This window comes from Methylotuvimicrobium sp. (assembly GCF_050611805.1).
Lineage (GTDB): Bacteria > Pseudomonadota > Gammaproteobacteria > Methylococcales > Methylomonadaceae > Methylotuvimicrobium.
Genome location: NZ_JBNGHF010000004.1, coordinates 125,109 through 135,907 on the forward strand (window position 1 = coordinate 125,109; position 10,799 = coordinate 135,907).

Annotated in this window: 8 protein-coding genes; 3 read left to right on the forward strand and 5 right to left on the reverse strand. The window is 51.0% G+C overall.

Annotation, left to right across the window (positions count from 1 at the left end; all coding sequences use genetic code 11):
- Positions 1 to 33: 33 nt before the first annotated feature.
- From ACRJJO_RS03640 to ppk1, 3 genes are all read left to right on the forward strand, one after another.
- Positions 34 to 441: a response regulator gene (locus tag ACRJJO_RS03640; RefSeq protein ID WP_431064561.1), complete on the forward strand. Its 408-nt coding sequence runs from the start codon at positions 34 to 36 to the stop codon at positions 439 to 441.
- Entirely contained in the window at positions 419 to 2,080 is a 1,662-nt protein-coding gene (locus tag ACRJJO_RS03645) for a diguanylate cyclase (protein ID WP_431064562.1), read from the forward strand. The genes ACRJJO_RS03640 and ACRJJO_RS03645 overlap by 23 nt, the downstream gene beginning before the upstream one ends.
- A gap of 202 nt (positions 2,081 to 2,282) precedes the next feature.
- On the forward strand, positions 2,283 to 4,457 hold the full coding sequence (gene ppk1 / locus ACRJJO_RS03650) for a polyphosphate kinase 1 (protein WP_431064563.1): 2,175 nt from the start codon (positions 2,283 to 2,285) through the stop codon (positions 4,455 to 4,457).
- 447 nt (positions 4,458 to 4,904) lie between these two features.
- Here the strand turns inward: ppk1 and ACRJJO_RS03655 are convergent, their stop codons facing one another.
- The 5 genes from ACRJJO_RS03655 to ACRJJO_RS03675 all read right to left on the reverse strand — a co-directional run.
- Positions 4,905 to 6,098: an iron-containing alcohol dehydrogenase gene (locus tag ACRJJO_RS03655; protein WP_431064564.1), complete on the reverse strand. Its 1,194-nt coding sequence runs from the start codon at positions 6,096 to 6,098 to the stop codon at positions 4,905 to 4,907.
- Positions 6,099 to 6,101: 3 nt separating this feature from the next.
- Positions 6,102 to 6,398 carry an antibiotic biosynthesis monooxygenase gene (locus ACRJJO_RS03660; RefSeq protein ID WP_431064565.1) on the reverse strand — a complete coding sequence of 99 codons (297 nt, stop codon included), beginning with the start codon at positions 6,396 to 6,398 and terminating at the stop codon, positions 6,102 to 6,104.
- 323 nt (positions 6,399 to 6,721) lie between these two features.
- A complete protein-coding gene (locus ACRJJO_RS03665; protein ID WP_431064566.1) occupies positions 6,722 to 9,196 on the reverse strand; it encodes a fused MFS/spermidine synthase in 2,475 nt (824 codons plus the stop codon).
- Positions 9,197 to 9,213: 17 nt separating this feature from the next.
- Positions 9,214 to 9,696, reverse strand: coding sequence for a protein disulfide oxidoreductase (locus ACRJJO_RS03670; RefSeq protein ID WP_431064567.1), 483 nt, complete (start codon positions 9,694 to 9,696; stop codon positions 9,214 to 9,216).
- 255 nt (positions 9,697 to 9,951) lie between these two features.
- The coding region (locus ACRJJO_RS03675) for a M48 family metallopeptidase (RefSeq protein ID WP_431064568.1) at positions 9,952 to 10,799 on the reverse strand (848 nt) is incomplete at its 5' end.

Genomic DNA, 10,799 nt, shown 5'->3' on the forward strand with positions numbered 1-10,799 from the left:
ATATACAACCCATTCCATTCAAGAAATTCTTTTATGAACCCATTTCAACGCATACTCTATGTAGAAGACGAACCCGACATTCAGACCGTGGCGAAACTGGCATTGGAAATGGTAGGCGGATTTACGGTAAAAATCTGCTCTTCCGGCAAGGAAGCCTTGGCCGAAGCGGCCGATTTCATGCCGGATTTAATCCTACTCGATGTTATGATGCCCGGCATGGACGGCCCGACGACTTTCAATCGTTTACGCGAACAGCCTATCATCGCCGAAATTCCGATTGTCTTCATGACCGCCAAGATTCAACCGTCCGAAATTGCGTATTACAAATCGTTAGGCGCAGTCGATGTCATCGCCAAACCGTTCGACCCGATGACCTTGGCCGACCAAATCCGTAAAATTTGGGAAAAACGAGAACAAAATGCCGCTATCCAACCCGTGTGATGCCCAGGAACAATTATCGCGATTACGCTCTCAGTTTTTAAAGCGTTTACCGGTCGAATTAAACAATTTAAAGGCCATCGGCGAAAACCTGAACGAACGCGGTTTCGATGTTGTCGCTCTAAACGAATTGCATCATCGCCTACATAAACTTTCAGGTTCATGCGGCACATTCGGAGTGCCTGCGCTTGGCGAAGCGGCGCGAATTTTAGAAATTCGCCTCCAAGCATGGCTTGAAGAGGGCTCCGGCGAGATTGACGATAAAATCCGGCAATCTTTTGTTAAAGAGATTGGCGCGCTTAAAGGCGTCATTGGACCGCCTGAAAATCATTCGCCCCCAGCGCTTACAATGACTTCGGACATGCCTATCGATAAAACCTTAAGAGTTTGGCTAATCGAGGATGATGCGACATTCGAACAAGAGTTGGCTCGCCAATTAGAGTCTTTCAACTTCGAAGTCCATTTGTTCAACTCTATACGAGACGCGGAAACCGCCGCGCAATTCGAGCGCCCGGATTTGCTTATCATGAACGTAAGGTTACACCGCTTTTCCAAACAAGACTCCATTCTTCTCCAGGATAGAATCACCTTAAAATCGCTAGACTGTCCGCTTTTGTTTGTCTCGTCGACAGACGATTTCAAATCGCGGGTCCGCGCTGCGCGGCTCGGCGCCGAGGGATATTTTGTAAAACCGGTCGACATCACGGTTTTGATCAACCGCATGATGCAAATTCTGGAAAAAAGAAGAGCGCCTCCCCAGCGCGTTTTGATCATCGACGACGACAAGGATCTGGCCGCCCACTATCAATTGGTTTTGACTGTCGCAGGCATGCAAGCCAAAATCTTGAAGCACCCCGAAGCCGTTATAACCAAAATCGCGAGTTTCCGACCTGAAATAATCTTGTTGGATTTACATATGCCCAACTTTACCGGTCTCGATCTTGCCGGTGTCATTCGCCAATATGATGAATGGTCGGGCCTGCCGATAGTCTTTCTTTCCTCCGAAAGCGATCTCGACATACAAATTCTAGCCATGGGACAAGGTGCCGACGATTTCTTGATGAAACCGATATCGGATGCGCAATTAATTGCCGCGACACGCGCACGTATCGAAAGAGCGCGCCGCTTGACTTCGCTCATCGCCAAAGACAGTCTAACCGGTTTATTGAAGCATGCCAGTATCAAGGAAGCAGCCGATTTGGAGACAGCCCAAGCTCAACGCAACGGCAAGCCGGTCTCGATCGCGATGCTGGATATCGATAATTTTAAATTAGTCAACGACACTTACGGGCACACGGTCGGCGATAATGTCATCACTTCGCTTGCCATGCTGCTACGTCAACGCCTTCGCCATTCGGACATCATCGGCCGTTACGGCGGCGAAGAATTCGCGGCGGTCCTACCGGAGTGCGATCAAGACAATGCCTATCGACTACTGGACGACATCCGTAATCAATTTACCAATATTCATTTTCAAGATCAAAATCAACGATTCAATTGCACGGTCTCGATAGGCCTGGCAGACTCGGCGCACTTTCCTCGTTTAATCGGCACTGAACTCCTTACCGTCGCCGATAACGCGTTATATCAAGCAAAACGGGAAGGACGCAACCAAACCTGTATTGCTCGCAACATCGAATGATTATCCTAATAAGCATTTCACCATGAAGAATAAGAAGTTGATTCAATAACTTGTCATGGTTTTGTATAACAGTTTTGCTCTCCTGAAGGGTTACGCAAGGTACTGAAAGTTCTCTTGAAACACTTCAAGAACTTCATGGTTAAACTGCCGAATTTAGGATTATGCTGCGAATTCATTTAACTCCTTGCCAATAATGTTAAAAATGAAACAACCCACCGTCCTTACTGAACCGAAACCTGCCCCGATAGCTCCAGAATTCGATAACCATTCCCCGGAATGGTACCTAAACCGAGAATTGACTTGGCTCGAGTTCAATAAACGCGTCTTGTACGAAGCCGAGGACGAGCGAACACCGCTACTGGAAAGAGTCAAATTTATCGCGATCGTCAGCTCTAATCTGGACGAATTTTTTATGAAGCGCATCGGCGGACTAAAACAACAACTCGGCGCTGGCATCACCGAATTAACCGTGGACGGTCGTAGCCCGCAACAACAAATCGCCGAATGCTACGCGGTCGTACGCGAAATCGAAGCGAAAAAACAGCAATTATTCGTCGAATTAATGAGGCATCTCGAGTCGCAAGACATCCGGATCGTTCCTTTCACCGAATTAACGCGCACTCAACAAAAACAAATGCGCGATTACTATATTCAGAATATTTTCCCGCTGGTAACGCCTCAGGCGATCGATCCCGCGCATCCGTTTCCGTTCATTTCGAATCTAGCGTTGAACCTGCTGGCAGGGGTCTATTGCACGGACCCCGAACTCGTCACGCTCGTCAGGATCAAGGTCCCGGTCGGCCCCAGACTGCCGCGTTTCATTCAAGTCAATGACGAGTTTGTTTACGTTGCGCTGGGCGATTTGATCGCGAACAATTTAGATTTACTGTTTCCGGGCATGAATATCGCTTTTGCGGATTTGTTCCGCGTGACGCGCAACGCCATCACCGAAAAAGACGAGGACCAGGCCGACGACTTACTGCAAATGATCGAGTCTGAATTGCGCGAACGCAAATTCGCCTCGGTCGTTAGACTCGAAGTCGCTTCAACGATGGGTGAGTTACAACGCGGCATGTTGACAGCCGAACTTAATCTGAACGAGCATGATGTCTTCATCGTCGACGAGCGCTTGGCGATGTCCGATTTATTTCAAATCGCCGCGATCGATCGCCCGGACTTGCTCGACGTCCCGCACCACCCCTGCGATCACCCTAAATTAGCCGGCGCGCCGAATATTTTTCATGCCATTCGCGAACAAGAGACGATACTGCTGCAACACCCCTATGAGTCTTTCGTTACAACGGTCGAACGCTTCGTCAAGGAAGCCAGCCGCGACCCGAATGTTCGGGCCATTAAAATGACGCTATACCGCACTTCGGCTGCCACTAAAATTGTCCAATATTTGATCGACGCCGCATTAAATGGCAAGCAGGTTACCGTATCGGTGGAATTGAAAGCACGCTTCGATGAATCGGCCAATATCCAATGGGCGCAACGCATGGAGCGCGCTGGGATTCATGTCACTTATGGAGTGGTCGGACTCAAAACGCACAGCAAAGTGATCTATGTCGTCCGCCAGGACTATAATGGTCTACGCCGATACGCGCATATCGGCACAGGAAATTATCATGCCGGAACCGCCAGGCTCTATACCGACCTCGGCATTTTGACCTGCGACCAAGACATCGGCCAAGACCTTACCGAGTTATTCAATTATTTAACGACGGGCCTGGTTCCGAAGCGTCAATACAATTGTCTACTCACCTCGCCGAAATACCTCAAACCCGCTTTAATCGAAAAAATCGAACGCGAAATCGCCAAGCATTCGCCAAAAGCGCCCGGCTTGATTCAATTCAAGATGAACGCCTTAGAAGATGCCGATATCACGGCCGCGCTTTACCGGGCCGCACAAGCCGGCGTCAAAATCGATTTGATCGTCCGCGATACCTGCCGGCTGCGACCCGGTATTCCGGGAATTTCCGATTCGGTACGCGTCATCAGCATTGTCGGCCGCTTTCTTGAGCACTCGCGGATTTTTTATTTCCAAAACGGCGGAGACGAAGAATATTTCATCGGTTCGGCCGACTGCATGAAACGCAATCTGGAAAGCCGCGTGGAAGTAGTGACGCCGGTTAAGAAACCCGAATTACAAGCCGAGCTACGAGAAATATTGAACGTACAATTGAATAACCAAAGAAGCGTTTGGGAGATGCAGCCCGACGGCAGCTATGTTCAGCGCCAACCGAAAAACGAACAGGACACCGTTGGAGCCCAAGAAACGCTGATTAACTTAGCCCAGACACGCCTTAAAAAAGCCGGCTCTGAAAAAAAACTCAAGAAATCGAAAAAAAGCCGATCCGGTTCGCGTGCAAACTAGGCAAATCACGATAAATCACTACCTTTTTCTGGTTCTCACGGTCCTCCGTGGGAACCCATACCTTGGCTGCCGAAGCAAGATCAGTATGCATTCCCACGCTGGGGCGCTCGCCGTTATACACAAATACCGGTAAAGGTGCTGAACAGAGGTTATCGAATACCTGGGAACGGTACTGTTTGAAAAATCAGTGGATATTGAAAGTCAATGGCTTTCCCTCACCTAGCATTAGGTGAGGGACGACGAAGACGTTGCTCCCACAAAGGGTCGGATGCTCTGTGGGAGCGATCCCCAGATCGCGATTTCGAAGCCTAGTGTGTTAAGCGACAATCAATGGTATCGAGGCCTCATTGGTTAAGATTGCAAAAGGGTAATTCAAGACTTATGTATAACGATGAGCGGTCCTCCGTGGGAACCCATACCTTGGCAGTAGAGGCAAGATCGGTAAGCTTAAAGCCGCCGCTGCAATATCGCTTCTATCTCGGCATCGGTCAGCACGATCGGATTGGTTTTCATGCTGCTGCCCCGGCTATTCGCAACGATTTTTGCAAAATCGGCCACTCTGATGCCGTAATTGCCAAGGCGCGGTAATTGCAATGTTTCGCTCCATTCGGCAAGCAACTCGATCAATAAATCGCGCGCAACCGAATCGCCGATATCGTTACGCCCGATCAGCAAACGCCCGACTTGCGCATATTTAGCCAACGCCGGATTATCGGGTTCTCGCGCTTCAATCGCTTGAATATTGATTTCGGTGGCGGCGGCAACCATTGTTCCGCAAACCACGCCATGCGGTATCGGGAAAAAGGCGCCCAACGGCGAAGCCAGGCCGTGAACCGAACCCAAACCGACTTGCGCCAACGTGATACCGGAAAGCAAGGATGCATACGCCATAGCAGCGCGGCCGTTAGCGGCTTCTGGTTCCTGGCCTTCCCACGCGGCAAAAAAGCCTTCCTTGAAGGCGGTCATGCCGCTCCAAGCCAACGCATCGATGAAAGGATTGGCCTTTAGCGAGACGTAAGATTCCAACAATTGCGTGAAGGCGTCCATACCATCGGCCGCGATCAAGTCGCGCGGGCAGCTTTCCAGCAAGTCGGGATCGATCACTGCATATTCGGGAATCAAACATTCGTCACGAAAAGACTTCTTGAACCCCTCCGGTCCTTGTACGCTCAACACCGAATTTTTGGTCGCTTCGCTGCCGGTACCGGCCGTGCTCGGAACGGCGATGAACGGCGTACTAGGCCCCCGATAAGGAATATTCCGACCGACGCCTTCCAAATGATCCATGACCGAATTACCGTGCGGCAAAAGCCCCGCTATCGCTTTCGCGGCATCGAGCACGCTACCGCCGCCGATGCCGATCACGACAGCAATCGCCTCACCGCCAAACCTGCTAACCGTTTGATCGACCAGATCCGGCGACGGTTCGCTCGAAACGGTGACATGCAACCAGCGAACGCCTTGCATTTCCAAGGACTCGATAAACGACGGCCAACGTTCCGTACCGCAAAAAGATTGCTTCCCGGTAACCAACAAGGCTTTGCCGCCGTAACTAGCCGTCAAGGCCGGCACTTCGTTGAGACGTCCCCTGCCGTAGCTAATGCGCGGCAAGCGTGAAATCGAAAATGGCTTGAATTGCATCGCTTACCCCTGCGGAAAAAGTCCTTCGTAACGAATCCCTTGACGGGGCTCGGCCATCCAATCGGCAACCGTATCGCGCCAAGCCAAATAATGCTCGGTTTGTTTATGGGCTACGGATTCTTCGGCGGAAACGTAAGCTTCGTATAGAACAAATTTCCCCGGATTTTCGGGCGATTGCAACACATCGAAGCGGCGATTGCCGGCCTCCCGAATCGACGCTTCATGATTGCGTTTCGTGGCGGCGATAAAATCGTCGATATGATCGGGCTTAACTTGAACATGAACCAAAGTGACGTGCATAAAAATTCCTTGATACGTTTTTTAAAGATAAATGCATTCTGTGGAAACTGAATCGGATTCTGGTTCCCACGGTCCTCCGTGGGAACCCATACCTTGGCTGCAGAAGCAAAATCGGTATGCATTCCCACGCTGGAGCATGGGAACGAGGAACGCATTGCGTATCCTACGAGGTTTGGCTAATTTGACCTCGATACCGTTTGTTGTCACCTACGCTCCCGGCTTTCCCTCACCTAACGCTAGGTGAGGGAAAGCCGGGAGCTTAAGATAACTAACAGATGATATCGAAGCCGAAGTGGAAACGAGAAAAACAAGCGAGTTTCTCGCTATTGTTCTTCTTCGCCAAGCAATTCCCGATAGTTCGCCATGGCTTGCTCGGCCTCTTTCAGCCGGCCCTGATAGCGCAGCCATTGCGCCTTTTGCAAGTTGAAACCGGCTTGCGGCCATTGCATCGAAGGCTCCGACACATCGACTATATAATCCGAAACGCTAGGTTGTAGCGCCTCCATTAGTTCAATCAACTCGGCGCCGACCAGCCACTCCTGCCGTCCGGTTTTAATCGAGCGTTGACTCACCGGCGCGGAAAATTCAATGATAGGCCTGTCGTCGGTATTCAGTCGCGCCTGTTCGAAACGACTGCTTATCGAAACCAAATCGCCGGCAAAATGCAGCAGCAGTTTTTGATGATGCCCCACCGATAATGCCGCAAGATCTTGGTTACTCTTGCTCCCCAACAAACCCAAAACCGGCCTTAATGCGCCGAAATCGGCGCGCCACACTGTCGCATAAGGAAACACTTCCAAAAACGTTTTGGCGATCACATCGAATTCGAGTTGCGACAATTGATAAGCCGGCAGCCATTGCATGAACAAACCGTTTTCATTCAAGCGTTCGGAGACTGTCTTAAAATGATCGAGCGAATAAAGACTTCCGGTACCGGCTTCCCAGGGTACGAACAAATCACCGATTATCACATCAAATTTTTCACGGGCGCCGCGTAAATAATTACGCCCATCTTCATGCAAGACACGCACTCTCGGGTCGTAAAACAAGCCGTTGGTATAAGCGCCGAAATATTTATCCGATGCCGCGACGACATCGTTCAGCAACTCGGTCACTGTCAGTCTCTGAATCGGGTGTTTCAATACGCCGCCCGCCGTGATGCCGGTACCGAGGCCCAATACATAAACCGAACGCGGCTCACGATGCAAGGCAACCGGCAACGAGCCGGTCAATTGCTCGAGCTCGAAAGACCCTGTTCCACCCAACGTATAATGATTATTGACCTTAATTTTCAAATGTTCACCACGCCGAATCACCGCGACTGTTCCGGCGCTGCTTTCCCAAAACTCCAGCAGGCTTTCTTCTTCGTTGACCGGGTCGACTTTGACCAGGGGCAATTTGCCGGTATCGAATACTGAAACCGCCAATAAAATGCCGATTGCCGGTAAATACAACCCTCCCCGCCGACGCCAGTCCGATTCAAATGATTTCTGACTATTGGAACAGCTAGGCTGTCGACAGTTGGAAGCCGTCTCCGTAGTCCGACTAAACCAATAAGTGGCCGTCAAAAAATACAGCACCGCAATCAATCGAATTCCGGCCCATAGCCCCATCCATTCCAATATCAAGAAACCGGCGATGATGGAACCGGCTATCGCGCCCAAGGTATTGATCCCGACCAATTGCCCGACCAGCGTTCCACCGCTTGGTCCGTGATTTTGCGCCAAACGAATCGACAGCGGCAAAGCCATCCCCAACAGCAGCAATGGCGGCCCCATGATAAACGCCGCCGGCGCCGCGATTTGCAGCAAATAAGCATACCAACCGACATCCGAACCGATATAGTGCAGTTCGTCAGTCCACGCCAAAAACACGAAAGGCCCGAGATTAACCAAAAGGCCGCCGATAATCAGCGACCCGAACAACAGCTTTCCGGCATCGAAACGAACGGCAATCAACCAGCGCGCCAGAAACCCCGACAAAGCCAGGCAAATAAGAAATACCGATAGAATCAACGCGAAGGTGTAGACTGAATTCTGCAATACCTGCGCGAACATCCTCCCCCATAATACTTGCAGGGCCAGCATCGAAAGCCCCGACATGAACGCGATGAAGGCGAGCGGACGAAAAGCGATGCCGCCGGTTTCAATCGGCGCTCGGCTTTGCTCAGTGTGCGGTTTCGATAAGACATAAGCGCCCGCCGCGACCGTCAACGAAATCGCCATCGCCAATCCGTAACTGGCCTTGAAACCTAGCCAAACCGGCAAATAAAACCCTGCCAACAGCGCACCGGCCACCGCGCCCAAGGTATTGATACCGTATAACAAGGCCGTGTTACGACCTAAATCGTTACGATTCGGCGCCGCGAAATGACTCAGCACCGGCAGCGTGCCGCCCATGAAAAAAGCAGGCGGAAACAATATCGTCAGCGACAAGGCGAATTTGACGCCGGTAAACAATCCGGCATGATTGCCGCAGCAATCGAATACCCACGGATAGAGCCGGCCATAGGCCGCGAGTAATATGAAATAACCCGCCGCGCAAACGGCAACCGCGGCCTCGAGCCCGGCGTACAGTTTTAGCGGCTCCCGGAAAGCAGCAACTTTCCGTCCCCAATAATGACTGCCGGCGGCTAGTCCCAAAAAAAATGCGGCCAATGTCGTCGCCATGGCTTGACTGGTATTGCCGAACAACAAACCCAGTTCTTTCAGCCAAAGCACCTCGTAAATCAATGCCGCCATGCCGGTCAGGAAAAACAGCACAGCGACAGACGCGAGCGGCCGACTTGATGACCTCATCTCGGAATCTTTCAAGTTCAAAACCAAGCAGCCAGCCAAAGCCTAAAACGCAAGCCCCATTCGGTACTGTAGCCGACCGACGTAAAAACAATCTCGCCTTCAGGATTTAAAATGAAAACCGACGGTACACCACGAATCCCGAAGCGATCACCGATCAAGCCGTCCTCGTCGTTGATCGCAGGCCAATTTAATGCTTTCTTATGGAGATATTCCTTCACCTCATCCGCATCTCCCGATCTCAAAGCCACAGTCACGCCCGGAAAGTCGTTCAGTACCGCACTAACCGGCGCCTGCATCATCGCGCATATTCGGCACCATTCGGCCCAGAAATAAATCAAGCCGGGGCCGGTCGCAATTCGGTCGGAAACACGCTCGCCCTGAATTGTCGTTTGCGCCAATTCAGGCGGTTTTCCGGTCGCCAGCCCCCGGCTGTATAAAAACTGCCCTGCAAATAAAATGCAGACAATTACGACGTAAAACAAAATTTTTTTGATCGTCATCGGTATTTAGGATTTGGTCATAAATAACTTCCCTATTTTAGAGGGTTCGGTAACTCGATTGGCAGGTGTTGGCGGCAGGGAAAGCCGCCGTCAAGCCTACAAGGACGTATTCACAGCACCTAAATTAAGCCATGATTTTGAATCATTGCCAAAGACCTATGGAATTTAGGTGCTGGATTCACGGCGTCCTGCCAGGCGAGTTACCGAACCCTCAACAAAGCTCATAACTCCAGAAAGTTAATTTTAGCGAAATCCTTATAGCCCCATCATCAGCCGGCTACCCTGCTCTTTGAGCCAATTCCGCCGCTGCCGGTAATCGGGTATATGGTCGGCGACCAACTGCCAAAACAGGCTCGAATGATTTCTGACTTTAATATGACATAATTCATGCACGACGACATATTCGAATACTTCGGGCGGAGCCAGAATCAACAGCCAATTGAGATGAATATCGTTATGAATGCCGCAACTACCCCAGCGGCTTTTTTGCGAGCGGATCGAAATCGACCGGGGCGACAACAAGTATTTGTGCGCATGTTTTTCGACATAATATTCGGTCTTGAGCTTGGCGTCGACCTTCATCCAACGAATCAAAGCATCCCGTATCGCTTCGCTATGATCGTCTGAAGGCAAGGTTTCCGGTATATGTGCAATGAAACGATCGGAAAATTCGATCTTGATACGCTTCAACCGGGTCGGCAAGACGCTGAGCCGATAGCGCTCACCCTGATAAGGAATCTCGGCGCCGTCGACATAAAATTCCGGCGCCAAGCTTTCCACTTGCCGAACGCGCGCCTCCAAGCGATTCAGTGCTTGAACGACCCACTGTTGTTTTTGCTCGACGAAACGATGCAAAGTTCGCTCGGAAATGCCCGCCGGCGCGACAACCTGCACCTTTCCGGGCGCCACCGTAATCCGCGCTTTAGTCGCCCTAGAACTACGGCGAATTTGATAAGTAAAAGGTAAGCTGGAAATTGTCTTGTCTCGGGTTGGTTCAGTGAATAGTGAAATGATGCGGCTTTTCCACCACTTGTCAAGCCCCCTTCCACCTTCCACCTTCCACCTTCCACCTTCCACCTTCCACCTTCCACCTTCCACCTTCC